The sequence below is a fragment of the Pseudomonas sp. H11T01 genome, from assembly GCF_048515765.1.
GTDB lineage: Bacteria > Pseudomonadota > Gammaproteobacteria > Pseudomonadales > Pseudomonadaceae > Aquipseudomonas.
Genome location: NZ_JBLYED010000009.1, coordinates 202,008 through 219,814, shown reverse-complemented (window position 1 = coordinate 219,814; position 17,807 = coordinate 202,008). Strand labels below are relative to the sequence as shown.

Annotated in this window: 18 protein-coding genes; 8 read left to right on the top strand and 10 right to left on the bottom strand. The window is 56.5% G+C overall.

Features of this window, described 5'->3' with window-relative positions; translation table 11 throughout:
• The first annotated feature begins 124 nt into the window (after positions 1-124).
• Together ACN1C3_RS14615 and ACN1C3_RS14610 are read left to right on the top strand one after the other, a co-directional pair.
• On the top strand, positions 125-1,015 hold the full coding sequence (locus ACN1C3_RS14615; protein WP_419116516.1) for an ATP-binding protein: 891 nt from the start codon (positions 125-127) through the stop codon (positions 1,013-1,015).
• A complete protein-coding gene (locus tag ACN1C3_RS14610; RefSeq protein WP_419116515.1) occupies positions 1,012-1,494 on the top strand; it encodes a GAF domain-containing protein in 483 nt (160 codons plus the stop codon). The genes ACN1C3_RS14615 and ACN1C3_RS14610 overlap by 4 nt, the downstream gene beginning before the upstream one ends.
• A 62-nt stretch (positions 1,495-1,556) precedes the next feature.
• Here ACN1C3_RS14610 and ACN1C3_RS14605 read toward each other — a convergent pair whose 3' ends face one another.
• The 7 genes from ACN1C3_RS14605 to ACN1C3_RS14575 form a co-directional block, all read right to left on the bottom strand.
• Positions 1,557-5,201 carry a transporter substrate-binding domain-containing protein gene (locus ACN1C3_RS14605; protein WP_419116514.1) on the bottom strand — a complete coding sequence of 1,215 codons (3,645 nt, stop codon included), beginning with the start codon at positions 5,199-5,201 and terminating at the stop codon, positions 1,557-1,559.
• 8 nt (positions 5,202-5,209) lie between these two features.
• Complete coding sequence (locus ACN1C3_RS14600; protein ID WP_419116513.1) at positions 5,210-5,836, bottom strand: response regulator; 627 nt, start codon at positions 5,834-5,836, stop codon at positions 5,210-5,212.
• A gap of 344 nt (positions 5,837-6,180) precedes the next feature.
• Entirely contained in the window at positions 6,181-6,567 is a 387-nt protein-coding gene (locus ACN1C3_RS14595; protein WP_419116512.1) for a response regulator transcription factor, read from the bottom strand.
• 302 nt (positions 6,568-6,869) lie between these two features.
• Positions 6,870-8,201, bottom strand: coding sequence for a deoxyguanosinetriphosphate triphosphohydrolase (locus ACN1C3_RS14590; protein WP_419116511.1), 1,332 nt, complete (start codon positions 8,199-8,201; stop codon positions 6,870-6,872).
• A gap of 202 nt (positions 8,202-8,403) precedes the next feature.
• Entirely contained in the window at positions 8,404-8,745 is a 342-nt protein-coding gene (locus ACN1C3_RS14585) for a hypothetical protein (RefSeq protein ID WP_419116510.1), read from the bottom strand.
• Positions 8,742-9,131: a phage holin family protein gene (locus ACN1C3_RS14580; protein WP_419116509.1), complete on the bottom strand. Its 390-nt coding sequence runs from the start codon at positions 9,129-9,131 to the stop codon at positions 8,742-8,744. Before ACN1C3_RS14580 ends, ACN1C3_RS14585 begins: the two co-directional genes overlap by 4 nt.
• Position 9,132: 1 nt before the next feature.
• On the bottom strand, positions 9,133-9,447 hold the full coding sequence (locus ACN1C3_RS14575; RefSeq protein WP_419116508.1) for a DUF883 family protein: 315 nt from the start codon (positions 9,445-9,447) through the stop codon (positions 9,133-9,135).
• Positions 9,448-9,782: 335 nt separating this feature from the next.
• Between ACN1C3_RS14575 and ACN1C3_RS14570 the strand changes: the two genes are divergently transcribed.
• On the top strand, positions 9,783-10,991 hold the full coding sequence (locus ACN1C3_RS14570) for an ammonium transporter (RefSeq protein WP_419116507.1): 1,209 nt from the start codon (positions 9,783-9,785) through the stop codon (positions 10,989-10,991).
• A gap of 38 nt (positions 10,992-11,029) precedes the next feature.
• Here the strand turns inward: ACN1C3_RS14570 and ACN1C3_RS14565 are convergent, their stop codons facing one another.
• On the bottom strand, positions 11,030-12,985 hold the full coding sequence (locus ACN1C3_RS14565; RefSeq protein WP_419116506.1) for a monovalent cation:proton antiporter-2 (CPA2) family protein: 1,956 nt from the start codon (positions 12,983-12,985) through the stop codon (positions 11,030-11,032).
• A gap of 222 nt (positions 12,986-13,207) precedes the next feature.
• Between ACN1C3_RS14565 and ACN1C3_RS14560 the strand changes: the two genes are divergently transcribed.
• The 3 genes from ACN1C3_RS14560 to ACN1C3_RS14550 all read left to right on the top strand — a co-directional run bounded on the left by ACN1C3_RS14560 (position 13,208) and on the right by ACN1C3_RS14550 (position 14,875).
• Positions 13,208-13,444 (top strand): glutaredoxin family protein, encoded by a 237-nt coding sequence (locus ACN1C3_RS14560; protein ID WP_419116505.1) that lies wholly within the window; start codon positions 13,208-13,210, stop codon positions 13,442-13,444.
• 139 nt (positions 13,445-13,583) lie between these two features.
• A complete protein-coding gene (locus tag ACN1C3_RS14555) occupies positions 13,584-13,892 on the top strand; it encodes a transcriptional regulator (protein ID WP_419116504.1) in 309 nt (102 codons plus the stop codon).
• Between the two features lie 92 nt (positions 13,893-13,984).
• Entirely contained in the window at positions 13,985-14,875 is an 891-nt protein-coding gene (locus ACN1C3_RS14550; RefSeq protein WP_419116503.1) for a pseudouridine synthase, read from the top strand.
• A 115-nt stretch (positions 14,876-14,990) separates the two neighbouring features.
• Here the strand turns inward: ACN1C3_RS14550 and ACN1C3_RS14545 are convergent, their stop codons facing one another.
• Together ACN1C3_RS14545 and mobA are read right to left on the bottom strand one after the other, a co-directional pair.
• Positions 14,991-15,212 (bottom strand): YgdI/YgdR family lipoprotein, encoded by a 222-nt coding sequence (locus tag ACN1C3_RS14545; RefSeq protein WP_419116502.1) that lies wholly within the window; start codon positions 15,210-15,212, stop codon positions 14,991-14,993.
• 69 nt (positions 15,213-15,281) lie between these two features.
• The gene (gene mobA / locus ACN1C3_RS14540) at positions 15,282-15,890 is read right to left on the bottom strand and encodes a molybdenum cofactor guanylyltransferase MobA (protein ID WP_419116501.1); all 609 of its coding nucleotides are present in this window, start codon (positions 15,888-15,890) and stop codon (positions 15,282-15,284) included.
• A gap of 79 nt (positions 15,891-15,969) precedes the next feature.
• Between mobA and moaB the strand changes: the two genes are divergently transcribed.
• Together moaB and glp are read left to right on the top strand one after the other, a co-directional pair.
• The gene (moaB, locus tag ACN1C3_RS14535) at positions 15,970-16,509 is read left to right on the top strand and encodes a molybdenum cofactor biosynthesis protein B (RefSeq protein ID WP_419116500.1); all 540 of its coding nucleotides are present in this window, start codon (positions 15,970-15,972) and stop codon (positions 16,507-16,509) included.
• Positions 16,510-16,531: 22 nt separating this feature from the next.
• The gene (glp, locus tag ACN1C3_RS14530; RefSeq protein WP_419116499.1) at positions 16,532-17,719 is read left to right on the top strand and encodes a gephyrin-like molybdotransferase Glp; all 1,188 of its coding nucleotides are present in this window, start codon (positions 16,532-16,534) and stop codon (positions 17,717-17,719) included.
• Positions 17,720-17,807: the final 88 nt, after the last annotated feature.

Genomic DNA, 17,807 nt, shown 5'->3' with positions numbered 1-17,807 from the left:
TAGCTGATCGGCAGTGATTATCGGCAGGACCTGACATCAGTCGGCCATTGAACTATGGAACTGGCGCTCGATGCTGTGTTTGTCTGGATACCATCATTACTGTGAAAGTGCCTGAGGAGAAGTCGTGGATTCCCGATTGAATGCTTTTCTTGAACGCGCCGATGCGGTTCTGGCTCGTTTAGAGCCTTTGTTGCCCGCGCCGCGACAAACCATCGACTGGACTCAGTGCCTGGCCGCCCGCTGGCAGCGCGAAGGGCGCAGCGGTTTTCTATTGCCGCTGGAGGTCAGTCTGGACATGCGCTTGTCCGATCTTATCGGGGTAGATAAACAGCGTGAGCAGTTGGGGCGCAATACCCAGCAGTTTCTGGATGGCATGCCGGCTAACCACGCATTGCTCTGGGGCTCGCGCGGGACGGGTAAATCCTCGCTGATTCGGGCATTGCTGGCCGAGTACGCCAAGGCAGGGTTGCGTTTGATCGAGATTGAGCGCGATCACTTGGCTGATTTGCCGCGAGTGGTCGAGCAATTACAACAGTTGCCGCAGCGGTTCGTTTTGTTTTGTGATGACTTGTCGTTCGAGGCGGGCGAGGGCGACTACCGCGTCCTCAAGAGCGTTCTCGACGGTTCGCTGGAACAGGCTCCGGACAATGTGTTGTTGTACGCGACTTCTAACCGTAGACATCTGGTCCCGGAGAGGCAGAGCGACAACGAGAACTGGAAGATGGTCGATGGTGAACTCCATCCCAACGAGGCGGTGGAAGACAAGATTGCCTTGTCGGACCGCTTTGGTCTGTGGCTGTCGTTTTATCCTTTCACCCAGGAACACTTTCTCAATGTGGTCGAGCATTGGATAGGCGAACTGGCGGGTAAGGCCGGCCTTGAGTGGCAGCGCACTGAAGAGCTTGAGATTCTGGCGGTCCGCTGGGCGACCGGGCGGGGCAATCGCAATGGACGTTGCGCGTATCAATTTGCGCGGTATTGGGTAGGGTTGCAGTTGTTGGAGCGAAAAGCATGATCGATTTGCAGAAAAGCGGCGCGGGGCTCGATGGCTACGCGATGTTGCGTGCACAGCTGGAGTCGTTACTGGCGGATGAGCGTGACTTCATTGCCAACGCTGCGCAGTTCTCGGCCTTTTTGTTCAACCAGCTGGATGACCTGAACTGGGCCGGGTTCTATCTCAATCGCAATGAGGAGTTGGTGCTCGGACCGTTCCAGGGCCAGATCGCTTGCGTGCGAATCCCGTTTGGCCGCGGTGTGTGCGGGGCTGCCGCGGCGACTTTGCAAACCCAGCGGGTCGAGGATGTGCACGCGTTTGCCGGACATATCGCCTGTGACAGCGCGTCGAGCAGCGAGCTGGTGGTGCCGCTGGTCAAAGACGGTCGGTTGATTGGCGTGCTGGATCTGGACAGTCCGAAGCTGGCGCGCTTTACCGAGCAGGACCAGACTGGCATCGAGCAGTTGGCGGAGATTTTCCTGCGTTTGAGCGACTGCTGATCAGGCACTTGGCCCGATGGGCATCGCGGCACATGGTCGCCATGATGCCCAAGGTTCCATCCTCAAATTTCGGGACTGGGGACCTGAGTGTTCCGCTGGATGTGTTCGCGCAAGGCTCGTTCCAGCTCAAGCATGGACTGCACTATGGCGTTCCTGCAGGCGTTGATGTTCTCTATTCCGGCGTCTTCGATACAGGATTGCTCAAGTGCTTCGCAATGATCGGTCAGCGCAAAGGCTTGCACCATTCGAGCAGCACCTTTGATCTTGTGTGCAATATCGATCAGGGATTGCTGCTCACCCTCATGGGGAAGTGCTAACAGTTCTTGTCGATCCTGGCGGGTGCTGCTCAGGAGTTCAGCGAGTAAACGTTGGACAAGTTGTGGATCCCCGCCCGTTATCAAGTGCAAGCCATCCAGATTGAAGGCATTGCTGGAGGGAAGTGGCTTGAGTTCTGCCAGTCGTTGATTCAGTGCGGTAAGACTGATGGGTTTGAACAGGCAATCGTTCATCCCGGCCTCTTTGCAGCGATGCTTTTCCTCTTGTTGAGCGTTGGCGGTGAACCCCAGAATTGTGCAGGGGGACAACTGAGCCTGTTGTTCGTTCTGGCGGATAGCCCGGGTGAGTTCATAGCCATTCATAATGGGCATGTTGCAGTCGGCGATCACCAGATCGAAGTGCCCGTCTTCCCACGCCCGTAAGCCCGCAGCGCCCTGATGGGCGGCCGTAGAGTGATGACCCAGGAATTCAAGTTGCTGACACATGAGCAAACGGTTGGCCGGGTGATCGTCGACCACCAGAACGTTCAATGCGGCACACGCGGCCGCAAGAGCTGGAGTGACTTCATCTATAACCAGGTTGGGCGGCAGGCTGGTCATTTTCAACGAGACATGAATTTGAGTACCCACCCCGGCCTGGCTGGTCAAGTTCAAACGCCCACCCATCATTTCACACAGGCTGCGGCTGATGACCAGGCCTAGTCCTGCTCCACTTCTGGCCAGATGACCAGGACTATCGGCCTGAGCAAAGGGTTCGAACAGACGCTGCTGGTCATCTTCACTAATACCCATTCCTGTGTCCTGAACCAGCAACTCCATTTGAATCTGCTGTGGTTCTTCATTGGGGTGTACGGTGACTTGAATTTTGACCTGGCCGTGCTCGGTAAACTTGATCGCGTTGCTGACCAGGTTGGTCAGTATTTGTTTGAAGCGCAGAGGATCAATCAGTACATCGGGGTCCTGCACATTTGAATTGAACTCCAGAAGCAGGCAGAGGTTTTTCTGCCGGGCCAGCCCGTCGAACACCCGAATCACCGACTCGACGATGTCGCTCAAGTTGACTCGCTCAGGGGCAAGGCTCAAACGGCCTGACTCTATGCGGGCGATATCGAGAATATCGCCGATCAATTCCAGTAGATCCTTTGCCGAGTCGTACGCCACCTCAATGGCCGGGCGATCAAGATGACCCTGGTCAGCACGTTTCAGGGTTAATTCGAGCATGCCAATGACGGCATTCATCGGTGTACGGATTTCATGACTCATGGTTGCCAGGAATGTACTTTTCGCACGGTTTGCGGCATCGGCTTGTTCTTTAGCCGACCCTAGCTCATCGAGCAATTGGCGGCGTTCGCTGATGTCGATCCAGCCGCCAATAATGCCTTGTACTTCTCCCGTCGAGTCACGGTAGGGAAGAACCCAATGGTAGATCGTCAGATTTTGCTCACCAATGTGCAGTGGGCGATCGAGGAGCAAAGGAATACCCTCGGCTACCACACGCTGATAATCAGCCTGGTATTCGCGGGCTTCAAACTCGTTGCTCAACCCGCCTTGCATGACGCTTTTGCCGATGACGTCTTCTCGCTTGGCGCAAAAGGCTTCCAGATAGCTATCGTTGCAGCTTTGCAGGAGCCCTTCACGATCACGGACGTAAATGGGATGCGGTGTTCCGTTAACCAGGGCTTGCATGAACTCAAACTGATCATTGAGCGCGCGCTCCGCCATTTGCCGTTGTTTGATTTGCCTGCGCATGTAGGCATTCCAGGCCAGGGAAATCAGCAACAGCACGCCGATACCTATGACAATCTGGTAAAACAGACGGTGATAATTGCGCCAGTAACTGTCTGGAGCCGCCGTGTAACCACGCCAGCGACTGTTGATGATTCCAAGTTCGTCCGGCGCGATGCTCAACAGCGCCTTGTCGATGATGGAGCTCAGTTCTGTTGCACTTCGTGCTGTCGCCAATGAGAAGGCTGCTTGCCGGGTACCGATAGTGGTGCTGATCTGGAGCTTGTCCTGGAACACCTGCGATGAGATGAAGTAGTTGGCGATCACCAGTGAGTTCACCGCACCTTCGACCTGGCCCTGGGCGAGTAACTCCGTGGCTCTGAAGGTGTCACGGGTCTCAACTAAATGGATGAGCGGATAATCGCTGCGCAGAAAATCCACCAAAGGGTTGCCTCGAGTGATCGCCAGACGCTTGCCTTGAAGTTGCTCAAGACCACCAAAGCTTGCGGAACCCTTTTGGGTGAGGAGCACAAATGAGTTTTCCAGGTAGGGGCGACTAAAGTTGAGTGTGGTCGCGCGTTCATTGCTGGGCAGGATGGCGGCAATGATGTCGGCTTTGTTCTCTTCGACCTGGCTGATCATTTCGCTGACGCCGCGGCTGCGTTGAACCTCAAAGCGCAAGCCAGTGCGAAGCCTGATCAGTTCAAGCAGGTCCGCGGTGATGCCGCGCAAGTTGTTGTCGGCGTCGAAGAAAGTAAGCGGGGCGAAGGTCTCGTTCACGACGACGCGAACAATGGGGTGTTGTGTCAGCCAGCGCTCCTCTCGAGAAGTCAGTTGCAGCTTGTGATCAGTGAGAAGAATGTCGCTTCCGGCGCTCCAGCGCTTTGCGATATTTTCTCGTTCGCCGGTTGGAATAGCCTTGAGCGTAGCGTTGATGATGCCAAGCAGGTGATGGTCGTCTTTACGTACGGCAAAGCTGAAACCATTGGCTTCGTGTTTGCCAAAGCTAGCCATCTGAATGTTTTTCAGATAACCCTTGTTGATCATGTAGTGAGTCGAAATGGTATCGCCCAGAAAAACGTCTGCCTGATCAAAGGCAACGGCATTGATTGCATTCTGGTACGAGGGGTAGGAGGTGATGATGGCCTTGGGGTATAGCGCCTTTACTTCTGCCAGCGGCAGGTAGTGATACACCACACTCAGGCGCATGTTCGCGAGGCCATCGGTCAGCGACCGGCGTTCTCTTTCCCGGGTCACCAGGACCGGTTGGTCAACGGCATAGGGCGTAGAAAGCAAGAGATTCGGATTGCCCGCTTCAAAGCCGTTAGCGGTGCCGAGCAGGTCGATGTGGCCCTTCTCGAGTGCCTCTATAGCACTTTCTCTTGAGGCGAAACGCAGTACTCTGACGGGCAGGGCCAGCGTTCTGGCAAGGATGCCTGCATAATCGGCTGTGAGTCCTTCATAGTCATGACCGCTGATGGTCAAATCAAAGGGGGGGTAATCCGGAGCAGAAGTACCGAGCACCAGTTCGCGTTTGTTCTGGGCCCACTGCAGTTGTGTTCTGTCCAGTTGGATTTCCATGTGGCCTGTGCTTGAGCGACTGAGCAGCGTGTAGTTCTCAGTTCCGAGGGGGGCTGCGGACACAGAGGTGCTCAGGTATAAACCTGCGCTCAATAATATTAAATAGTCCTTTAAACGCCTGGGCATCCTGTTTCTCACACTAGCGCGTTACGTTTTGCCATCTCGATAAGCTCTACCAAGGACTTGGCTTTGAGTTTTTGCATGAGTCTTTTTTTGTAAGTGCTGACGGTTTTGTTGCTGAGAAACATTCCCTTGGCGATTTCCTTGTTTGTACGGCCTTGAGCAAATAGTTGCAGTACCATGAGCTCCCGGTCGTTGACGGATTTAAACAAGTCTAATTCAATCGCTACGTCACCCTCTCCGCGAACAGGATTCAATGCCTGACTGGGGAAGTAGTTGTAGCCGGAAAGAACTGCTTTGATGGCACTTAGCAATTCGCTCAAGTCTTCCTGCTTGCAGACATAACCGGATGCTCCGGATTGCATACAGCGGATGGCAAAAAGAGAGGGCGATTGTGCTGTCAGGACCAGCGTCTTCAGGGGTGTATTCATCGCATTAAAGCGGGAGAGAACTTCCAGGCCGTCGAGTTTAGGAATGCTGATGTCGAGAATGATCAGGTCCGGCATACATTCCCGGACCATTTGCATGGCATCAACCCCATTATCAGTTTCACCGACTACTTTATAGCCTTCATGTTCTAACAACATACGGAGTGCAAGGCGGATAACGGGGTGATCGTCGACAATAAAAACTGAGTTCATAATCAAATCCCATACGAGCGCAAATAAAGCGCGCACCTTAGCTCAGATAAGGGTGCACACGCATGAACTGACTGGCTTGCAGGCGTAATATAGGATAAGTCCTACATAAAAAAAGGCCGCGGATTACGCTTGGACTAGGTTGGGTGACAGCGGGGCTTTATTTAAAATGATATGTAAGTGGGCGTGAATTCAAGTGGCGTATTATTTCGCGGAGTGTTCGTAAGTATTCCTACTTAAGAGGTGGCTGATTTCTTGGTTGGTTGGGCAGATACATGTTGTTGATTTTTTTTTTGGTGAGCTTTTGTGAGGAGGTGTATTGCCCAATAAGAGTGGGGAGGTTTTTGCTATGCGCAGATCAGTAGTGTTTTCAGGTCCCAGTGGTTTAGCGGTTTGGTCAAATAACCAAGTAGTGGCAGGCCGCGTTCGCTCGCCTGGTTCTTCAGTTCGTCCAGTTCATTCAAAGTGAGGCTGCTCAAAATGATGGCTTTTTGTATAAGCCCTTGTCGGCTTGCGCGGTCAATCAGTTCAAGGCCCTGAAGGTCTGGTAAACATTGGTCACACAGTAAAATTTCGAATGGCATTTTTGCCTGTTGCATGAGTCGCAATGCACTCTCGGCATCGTAGGCCGAGGTCAGTTGGTGGAAGCCATAACTGTTAAGCAGACATTGGGTTGCCATTAGCTGAAATGGATGATCTTCCACCAGCAGGATGCGCACGTCGTGTTTGAACATATCGTTTCCATGCAGAAGAACTCACCTTGGTCGAGTTTAAAGGCCAGGGTCGTGGCTGAAAGTGCAGCGTCTTGGTTGCTTCACTGAATGTCAGAAGACGATGCCGGCGGTTCGTTATGTCCGACAGGACGGTAGGCGATTATTCCGCGAATACGAGACCAGTTCGATCAGTTTGCTCTGGACAGAGTGTAGGGGGATTCTCTAGGTACCGAGATGTACTCGGATTTTGGGAGAATTCGATCAGCCGCAGAGGGAGAATCTGACACGGCTGACCGATAAGTTTTACTGTGGGTTAGGGTCTGTCAACAGATCCTGGGGCGTCCGGTCATCTCTCGTGCCATCTCGCTGGCGTAACTGTCGGTCATGCCTGCGATGAAATCGATCATGCGCAGGAAGGAAGAATGCAAAGACCAGCTCGGGTCGGGGGCATTGTTGCCCAGCAGATCGAGGATACGTCGGTTCTTGAAGGATGGCGTGCGACCACCATGCTGTTCCAGCGCGGCACCGCAGAAGGCATTCAGCAGAATCTCCAACGTGGTGTAAGCCCCGATTTCATGCAAGGTCTTGCGCTTGTCCTGGAAGATTTTCTTGCGTGCCATGTCTTTGGCATTCAACACGCAACGCTTGGCTGGACCGTGCATATGCTCGACCAGGTCGCCATGGAGAGTGCCGGCCAACAGTGCATCCTGCTGTTCAACAAAGGCGCGTGCGGCGGCATTGGTCAGGTGCTCGATTGCTTTGCCGCGCAGGATCGCCAGCTTGCGTCGGCGGGAGTCTTGCGGCCCGAGCTGGCGATAGGTTTCCGGCAGGTCATCACCGACCAGCCCAAGTAGCAAGGACTCGACTTCGGCGTATTCCAGCAAGTCCATTTCCAGGCCATCCTCGAGGTCGATCAAGGCGTAACAAATGTCGTCGGCAGCCTCCATCAGGTAGACCAGCGGATGACGAGCCCATCGTTGCTCTTCAAGTTGAGGCAGGCCGAGTTTATGAGCAATCTGCTCCAGCAGCGGCAACTCACTCTGATAGCAGCCGAACTTGTGTTTCTTGTAGCCCAGCGAATCGGCGTGGCGTGCAGTCCAGGGGTATTTCAGGTAGGTGCCGAGGGTCGCGTAGGTCAGCCGTGTACCGCCGTCGAACTGGTGGTATTCCAGCTGGGTGAGTACTCGAAAACCTTGGGCGTTGCCCTCGAAGTTGAGGAAGTCGTTGCGCTCGGTATCGCTCATGTCATCAAGCCAGCCACGGCCGGCGGCTTGCTGGAACCAATGGCGGATCGCATCCTCACCCGAGTGACCGAACGGTGGGTTGCCGATATCGTGAGCCAGGCAGGCAGACTGCACCACCATGCCCAGGTCGCTGGGTTCGCACCAATCGGGCAGGGTGCCGCGGATTGTTTCTCCGACCCGCATGCCCAATGAGCGACCGACGCAGCTGACTTCCAGCGAGTGGGTCAGGCGCGTATGGATATGATCGTTGCTGGAAACCGGATGCACCTGGGTCTTGCGGCCCAAGCGGCGGAAAGCACCCGAGAAAATGATGCGGTCGTGGTCTTTATGGAAAGGGCTGCGGCCGAGTTCTTCCGGGCTGTGCAACGGCTTTCCGAGTCGTTCGCGGGTAAGCAGGGTTTGCCAATCCAAGGCTGGTTCTCTCCGTCAAGTGACTGAATTGCTAGCTTCCCGGTTCGCGCACCTCGCTGCAAGGGGAACTACAGCCCGGCAGCGTCAATATCGATCAGCAGTAAACGCTGGCCGTTGTCGAAGAATTGACAGACAGGATCAAACCTCTCGACAAAGAGGTTCGATCCCTGCGCTTGGAAAGAATGTAGCCAGATGCGGCTGACTAGTTTTTACGGGAGGAGCCTTGCATCACCAGCTTGATCAGCGGCAACAGGCTGGTGCTGAGACTGACCAGCCGGGTGAGGCTGCTGACGCCACCGCCCTTGGCTCCTCTACCGGTCAGAAACCCCAGCAAGGTCACCGCGGCAACGCCCCAGAGCGGCGCGTGCTTGATGCCGAAGCCTTCCTGCCAGCCTTGCGTCATCCCGCGTACGCGCTGCAAGGGCAGCAGCAGGTTCTGGGACTCGTGGCGAATTTCCTGACGGTGCATTTCCATGCGCAGCCGAATCAGCGCCTTGCGCATTTCACGCCGCGAACTGTTTTGTGGTATGTCAGACAGACTCATGGCAGCAGGCGCTCCCTGTCGTTGGCCAATTCTTCAAGGGTGGCACTGAAGGGTGATGACTCGTCGAAGATGGCTGCTTTCAAACGCAGGGCGCAAAACAGCGCGGCAAGCGTATAGAAGACACAGAGGCCGATGATCCCGGCCAGGCGATAGGTGTCCCAGAGCAGAATCAGCACCAATGCCGAGAGCCCGACCAACAGCAGCAAGGCAAAAACCAGTGCCAGCCCGGCGAATAGCACCAGGCTTAGGGTTCGTGATTTTTGCTCTTGTAACTCGATGCCGAACAACTCGACATGGCTGTGCAACAAACCCAGGAAAGCGGCACCCAGGCGCCGCGATGAGGAGCTTGGGCCCGTGTCGGATGAGCCAGATTCGCCAATAGCCATATTAACGCCGCGTCGCCAGCAGGCCGATCAGAAAGCCTACGCCGGCGGCAATGCCCACTGATTGCCACGGGTTGGCCTGTACGTAATCTTCGGTGGCAGTGACCGCTGCTTTGCTGCGTTCGCGCAGGGAGTCTTCGGTCAGTTGCAGGGTTTCGCGGGCGCGCAACAGGCTGTCGTGGATCTGGGAGCGCAATTCATCAGCTTGATCACCGGCCAGTGTCGCGGTGTGCTCCAGCAATCTTTCGGTGTCATTGACCAGTGTTTGAAAATCCGCCATCAGTATTTCTTGAGCAGTCTTTGCTGTTTTGCTGGCCATGGTTATCTCCGTAGGTGGCTTCTGATTGTTTCGAGTATGAGGCTTGCTGGAAGGTTCAGTGCAATTGCCTGGTACAGCTTTTGCTTTGTCGTGGTGCGTCGGTGAGCGATTTTGCGCTGAAGCTGGGCGTAAATGCGGCGCGAGCCATGAAAACCTTAACCTAAAAAATTAAAACCCGCGAAAAACCCCTAGCGGCAATTTGCCTGTTCGTGATTCCTGCGCCAAAACGGTTCACCTCTATAAAAGCCGATACTGAGGCGGGGGCTAATTTGGTGCGCAAAAGGAGTCTTTGAACTGCTTTGGTGCTTTTTCCTGCATTCAGGTCTGCCAACTCCATGGAAAATTTGCAAAGCGCTGTGGACAGTCTGGTCCATAGCTCCAATACGCTGTTCATTCTGATGGGTGCGGTCATGGTTCTGGCCATGCATGCCGGTTTCGCTTTCCTTGAAGTGGGCACGGTCCGGCAAAAAAATCAGGTCAACGCTTTATCGAAGATCCTCAGCGATTTCGCCATTTCGACCCTCGCCTATTTCTTTATAGGCTATTGGATTTCCTATGGTGTGAGCTTTATGCAGCCAGCGGCGGTGATCAGCGCAGATCATGGCTATGGGCTGGTGAAGTTTTTCTTCCTGCTGACCTTTGCCGCGGCCATCCCGGCGATCATCTCCGGGGGGATCGCCGAGCGCGCCAAATTCGTCCCGCAGCTGTGTGCAACGGCGCTGATCGTGGCGTTCATTTACCCCTTCTTCGAAGGGATTGTGTGGAACGGTAATTTTGGCCTGCAAGCCTGGTTGCTGGCGAGCTTTGGCGCGGGTTTCCATGACTTCGCAGGGTCGGTGGTAGTACACGCTATGGGCGGTTGGTTGGCGCTTGCGGCGGTGCTGTTGCTGGGGCCGCGGCAGGGCCGCTACCGCGATGGACGATTGGTGGCGTTTGCACCGTCGAGCATTCCGTTTCTGGCGTTGGGTTCGTGGATTCTGATTGTCGGTTGGTTCGGCTTCAACGTGATGAGCGCGCAAACCCTGCAAGGGGTCAGTGGGTTGGTCGCGGTCAACTCGTTGATGGCGATGGTCGGCGGCACCATGGCGGCGCTGATTGTCGGCCGCAATGACCCTGGCTTTTTGCATAACGGCCCATTGGCGGGGCTAGTGGCGATTTGCGCGGGCTCCGACCTGATGCACCCGGTTGGGGCTCTGGTGACCGGCGTCATCGCCGGGGCGTTGTTCGTTTGGTGCTTCACTGCGGCTCAGGGGAAATGGAAAATTGATGATGTGCTCGGCGTCTGGCCGTTGCATGGGTTGTGCGGTGTCTGGGGCGGGATCGCTTGCGGCATTTTCGGTCAGAGCGCTTTAGGCGGCCTGGGTGGGGTCAGTCTGATCAGTCAGTTGATCGGGACTTCTCTGGGTGTCGTCGTCGCCTTGGCCGGGGGCTTTGCGGTGTATGGCACGATTAAATACTTCCATGGTCTGCGGTTGAGCCAGGAAGAGGAGTATTACGGGGCTGATTTGTCCGTGCACAAAATCGGCGCGGTGAGTCTGGATTGATTGTGCGTGCCCCAAAAGATCGCAGCCTGCGGCAGCTCCTACCCGCCCAGTAATCGCGCTTCGCAGGCTTCGACGGCCGACAATGTGCCAGACATCAGTACCTTGTCACCCGCGTGCAAATGGGTGGCGCTATCCACCGCCAGTTCGTTGCCACCGCGCTGCACGGCCTGAATGTCTACGCCCAATTGGTCCAGAGCCAGTTGGCTTAATGATTGACCGCAGGCGTAGGCATCGGCGCCAAGATTCACCGCGTGCATCAGCACTTTGGGCTGCCCCCGATTGTCCAGCAGGTTGCTCTGTGCGCCGTGATAAAAACCATGCAGCAGGCGATAGCGGTTGTGCCGGACTTCGTTGACTTTGGCCTGGACCTGTTGCTCGGGCAGTCCTAGCATGATCAGCGCATGAGAAGCGAGCATCAGGCTTGACTCGAGCAGCTCCGGGACCACCTCGTTGGCGCCTGCGGCTTTCAACTCTGCCAGTAGGCTGTCATCCCGGGTCCGAACCAGAATCGGCACTTCACCGTTGATTCGGCGAGCCTCCTTGAGCACGATCAAGGCGATGTCGGTTTTGTCCACGGCAATCACCAGCAACCGAGCCCGTTCGAGTCCGACGGCGGCGAGCAGATCGCCGCGACGGGAGTCACCATAATGCACGCAGCTTTCACCGGCCGCGGCTTCCTGGACCCGCACCGGGTCGTCATCCAGCGCAATGAATCGCTGTTGTTCACGCCGCAGGAAGCGACCGATGGACTGGCCCACGCGACCATAACCGCAAATCACCACATGCCCATGCAACTGGGCATTGAGCTCGGTGATCTCTTCCAGTTTCGCCTCCTCATTGGGTTTGCGGTGCAAGCGGGCGGCGATGCCTGGGGCGGCGCGCAATAGCAGTGGCGTCAGCAGCATCGAACAGAACGTTGCCGCCAGCAGCAGACCACCGATGTCGGCAGGCATCAGTTTGCTCTGTTGCATCTGCGCCATGAGCGCGAAGCAGAACTCACCGCCTTGAGCCAATGCCAGTCCGCTGCGCCAGGCTGTTTCGCCGTCGCTGCCACGCCACTTGACCAGAGCCGCCACCACCACGCCCTTGATCAGCAACAACGCCAGCGTCAGCCCGAGGATGAGTAGCGCATGCTTGGCGAACAACTGCAGGTCGATCAACATGCCGATGCTGACGAAGAACAGCCCCAGCAAAATGTCACGGAAGGGCCGTATATCGGCTTCGATCTGATGCCGGTAATGGCTTTCCCCAAGCAGCATGCCAGCGAGGAAGGCGCCAAGGGCAGGGGAGAGGCCAAGCAGGTGAGTCAACCAGGCTGTCAGCAGGACGATGACCAATGCCAGCAGGACGAACAATTCGGCGGAGTGGGAAGCCGCGACCTCATGGAACAGCCGCGGCAGCAGCCAGCGACTGGCCAACAACAGGCCGACAAACAGTACGACGGTTTTGCCCAGAGTGACCGGTAATGCCCAATACCAGGCCTGGTCACTGCTGCCGGCAAACACGGGAACCAGAGTCAGCAAGAGCACCGCGACCACATCCTGGAACAACAGCACACCGATTGCATTCTGGCCGTGGCTGCTGAAAATCTCACCCAGACTGGTCAATTCTTTACTGACGATGGCGGTCGAGGACAATGCCAGGCCAGCCCCGAGCAACAAGGCCGAGGTGTTCGACACGCCAAGCAGCAATAACACGCCCCCCAGCAGTACACCTGAAACCAGCACCTGCTGGCTGCCCAGGCCGAATACCACGCGACGCAACGCGAGCATTTTCGACAGGGAGAACTCAAGTCCCAGGGAAAACAGCAGGAAGACCACGCCCAACTCAGCCAGATCCGGTAGTGCTTCGCTGTCGTTCACCCAGTCGAATGCCATTGGCCCCACCAACAGGCCGACGCACAAATAGCCCAACACCGGTGGCAGTTGCAGGCGCCGGAACAGCGCAATCACCACCAGTGACGAGGCAAGGATGATCAACAAATTTTCAAACACGGAAGTCTCCGGTCAGGGGGGCTTGGAATAACAGAGCGTAGAGGCAAAAAGGCTGCGAGCATCGCGCAATTGGCTCTGAGGGAGAATGATTTACGTCATTCTTTTGTGGAGCTGTCTGATGTTGGCCATTGCTGGCTATGTACGGGCAAGAATATCCATTGGCTCGACGAGTTTTCCTGTCGGGCCTAGAATGAACGCCTATTCCTTGTTGGTCTGTGTGTCATGCCTTCTGAATGCCAGCTGTTCGGTACCCTTGGTTGCCATCTCTGTGAACTTGCCGAAGCCGAAGTCATGCCGTTGGTCGAGCACGGTTTGGTGGTAGAGCTGGTCGACATTGCCGAAGACGAAGCCTTCTTCGACAGCTACTCGTTACGTATTCCGGTCCTGCGACGCATAGATACCGGTGCCGAACTGGATTGGCCCTTCGATTCCGAGCAGGTCGTGGCCTTTCTGCGTTAGCGACAGGCTCCCCCGCTTGTCGCTCCTTCTGTAATCCGTTGGCGAGAGACGTAACATTCGGTTACTGTATGTCTATACAGCTATCGAGTGTTCTGCCATGTCTCTCTCCTGGCGAATCAAGAAAACAGAAGGATCTACCATGGTCAATGTCGAACAATTGAAGGGCAGCGTGAACCGGATGTCCGCTGACGTCGTCCGCGAGGCCGTACTCGAATTGCGTCTGGTTGGGCTGGTCACCGAAGGCAAAACCCCCTTCAACAAGTTGCATTTCAATACCTGCTTCGCCGAAATCGAAGCCTTGTTTCAGCGTGCCGGTTACCACCGCCAGCTGGATGTCGTGGGTTACCAAGGTTTGCTGTACGCGCTTTATGATCCCGCTCGCTGGGAGGCTGTCGATGTGCTGCGCTGGCTCAAAGAGTTTACCGAAGCAGCGGCGCAGCCTGCCTGATGGCCGTGAGTTGTCTGTGACGCAATCTCTCCTAGGCTCGCCCGGGTCCTTGTTGGATAATGCCGACCTGCACCAATGGCCCGAGCCCCTGTATGTCTACGTCATCTTTTAGCGCTGCACACAATCAAGCGAGCACCTTGTATTTGCCTCCGGGCTCATGGTCGACCGTGCTCGAATGTCTGTGTGAACACTTCAGCGCCATCGACCGCGAGCAGTGGCTGGACCGGATCGCTCGTGGGCGTGTGCTTGACGGGAACGGCGTGGCGATTGCCGTTGGCTTGCCTTACAAGGAAGGCCTGCGGATACATTATTTTCGTGAGGTACCTGACGAAAAGCCGATCCCGGTGCTGGAGTCGATTCTCTATGCCGATGAACATCTGGTCGTAGCCGACAAACCACACTTTCTGCCAGTCACCCCGGCAGGTGAGTATGTCGAACAGACCTTGCTGCGACGCCTGATCCGTCGCCTGGACAACCCGCATCTGGTGCCATTGCATCGAATAGATCGGCATACGGCGGGGCTTGTATTGTTTTCGGCTAACCCCGAAAGCCGTTCGGCTTATCAGTCGTTGTTCCCTACCCGCAAAATCGAGAAGCGCTACGAGGCTATCGCCCGAGCGTTGCCTGAGCTGTCATTTCCGCTGGTGCACAAAAGCCGACTGGTCGATGGCGAACCCTTCTTCCGCATGCAGGAAGGCCCAGGCGTCAGCAACACCGAAACCGCTGTCGCGGTCAGCGAGAAAAACGGCGAGCTTTGGCGCTACGCGTTGTCTCCCGTTACAGGCAAGAAGCACCAGTTGCGGGTACACATGAGTGCGTTGGGGGCGGGTATCTGCAATGACCCGTTTTATCCCGATGTCCTGAAGGGGGCCGAGGATGACTATGCCAACCCGCTGAAGCTGCTGGCTCAAGGTTTGCGCTTTATCGACCCGTTGACGGGGCTGGAGCGTCATTTCGACAGCGAAATCACCTTGCAGTGGTGAGTCCGGGACGCCGTTGCGCCGGATTTTTCAGGCACTGATCGGGATTTTTTCCCCAGTAAAAACGATAAAACCCACACAAGGCGGGCTTATCTGTATTTGCCTGTAGCCGTTCGGCTTACAGATCTTTAACAGTACGAACCTGATCTTTGTTGATGCGGGTTTCTTTACCGTCCAGCTGTTCGAACTCGTAGAAGCCCGAGTCTTTATCGAATCTAGGCGTGTCGACGGACTGGATTTCGCGACCATCATTCAGGGTGATCACAGCAGGCGATGCGCAGCCGGCGAGAGTGGCGAGGCCCAGTGCAAGCATCAGAGTGGCGAGGGTCCGTTGAGTCATTGTGTTCTCCGAAATGAATTCTTTTGATTACTGGTCTTCAGACGTATACCGCGCGGGCAAGTTCCTTGGCTAGTGTCTTTCTGGCACGGGGTTATGTTGGCTTAGCAGTTCAGGGGTATTGAGGTTAGCCAGGCGTTGATCATTTTCGGGACATTGCAACGCCACGGCACCTAGCTTGCGCATGACTCTCCCCGGGCTGCGTTCACCTTGCGCCCAAGCGCTTTCGAAAGCCGCTGCAAGTGCCGTCGGGATGACACACAGCAGCGGTTCCCAGTGCTCCCCCTGACGGACCATCAACGGTTTGTCTGGATGCTGACTGGCGGCTTCTCGCATAGCGTTGAGCAGGCTGGCATCGATTTGCGGTACGTCGCAGGGCAATACCATCAGATGAGTATGTCGAGCCACCGCCAGCCCGGCGCGAATGCCGGCCAATGGGCCGGGGAAGTCTGCGTGGTCGTCCTGGACCAGTTGGTCGGCGAACGCCGCGTACTTCTCCTGATTGCGGTTGCAGGAGATGATCAAGTCGTCACTCAAGCCACGGGTCTTGCGGTGCAGATGAGCAATCAATGGTTGGCCTTGCCACTCCAGTAGTCCTTTATCCTGACCGCCCATGCGTTGGCCACGTCCGCCCGCCAGGAGCAGAATGGAGCATGGCGACAGCTGAGTGTTCGAGTTCATGGCGCGTCTCCGCAGAGGCAGCAAAATGGGGCGCTGTGATATAACACCGGGCTGTTTCTCCTACAACTGGATCGAGCCTATGAAAGCCAAGGCTGATGTGCCTTTTGCACCCTTGAACATCGCGGTGTTGACTGTCAGTGACACCCGCACCCTGGAAACCGATACGTCCGGACAGGTCTTCGTCGACCGTCTGAGCGCCGCTGGCCATAACCTGGCCGCACGGGTTCTGCTTAAAGATGACCTTTACAAAATCCGTGCGCAAGTCGCGACCTGGATAGCCGAAGACGTCGTACAGGTGGTGCTGATCACCGGTGGTACCGGGTTTACCGGCCGCGATAGCACTCCGGAAGCCGTCAGTTGCCTGCTCGATAAACAGGTCGATGGTTTCGGTGAGCTGTTCCGGCAGATTTCGGTCGCGGACATCGGCACCTCGACTGTGCAGTCCCGGGCCCTGGCCGGATTGGCGAATGGCACGTTGGTGTGCTGCCTGCCAGGTTCGACCAATGCTGTTCGCACCGGCTGGGACGGGATCCTTGCCGAGCAACTGGACTCACGGCATCGGCCATGCAACTTCGTTCCTCATCTGAAACAGGCCGAACCCTGTGAATCCCGTGGGTAAGCCGGGCAAGACTGGAGCCTTGATGCCGGTCGAGGTCGCGTTGGCCCGCTTGCTGGCAATGGCTGAAGCCGCGCCGATTCGCGAGTGCGAGCAACTGCCGTTGGCGCAGGTTCAAGGCCGCGTGTTGGCTGACGATTTGATTTCGACCCTGGATCTGCCGCCCTGGCCTAACAGTGCGATGGATGGCTATGCCCTGCGCGTTGCTGACTGGAACGGCGAAGCACTGGCCGTCAGCCAGCGGATATTCGCGGGTCAAGCGCCAGAGCCTTTGGCGCCTGGCACCTGTGCGAGAATCTTCACCGGCGCTCCCGTGCCTGCCGGCGCCGACTGCGTCGAGATGCAGGAGAACGCTGAAGTGTTGGCCGATGGCCGGGTGCGCTTCACCGAGACGTTGCACGCCGGACAGAATATTCGCCCACAAGGCCAGGAAACCACCGTTGGTGAAGTGGTGTTGTCGGCGGGCACTCGCTTGGGGCCAATTGAGCAGGGTTTGGCGGCTTCTCTGGGCTGCGCGCAGTTGAATGTGATTCGCCGGGTGCGGGTGGCAGTGCTGTCCACCGGCGACGAGTTGATCGAGCCAGGGCAACCGCTTGGGCCAGGGCAGATTTACAACAGTAATCGCGTGTTGCTGTGCAGCTGGTTGCAGCGCCTGGGTTGTGAAGTGATTGATGCCGGGATCTTGCCTGATGATCTGCCGACCACCCGCCACCGACTCGCCGAGTTGGCCGATGTTGACCTGATCCTTTCCACGGGCGGCGTGTCGGTGGGAGAAGCGGATTTCCTCGGCATCGCCCTGCGTGAAGAAGGTGAACTGGCACTGTGGAAACTCGCTATCAAGCCTGGAAAACCGCTGACTTGCGGACACTTCCGGGGCGTGCCGGTGATCGGGTTGCCGGGCAATCCTGCATCGACCCTTGTGACGTTTGCCTTGCTGGCCCGGCCTTATCTGCTGCGCCGTCAGGGCGTGGAGGCGGTGCGGCCGCTGCAGTTTCAGGTGCCCGCAGGGTTTGTCTGGCCCAAGCCGGGTAATCGTCGAGAGTACCTGCGGGGGCGCCTTGAGCAAGGGCGAGCAATCATCTATAGAAATCAGAGCTCTGGGGTATTGCGCAGCGCGGCCTGGGCCGAAGGCCTGGTCGAAGTGCTGGAGGAATGCACGCTGGTTGAGGGCGACTGGGTGAACTTCATTCCGTTGAGTGAAGTGCTGGGGTGAGCCTTGCCGTAGCAGCTGGCGAAGCCTGCGTTCGGGCGCGTAGCGGTCGCAAATAGGCGATTGCGGTCCTCCTGAAAGGACGAACTCT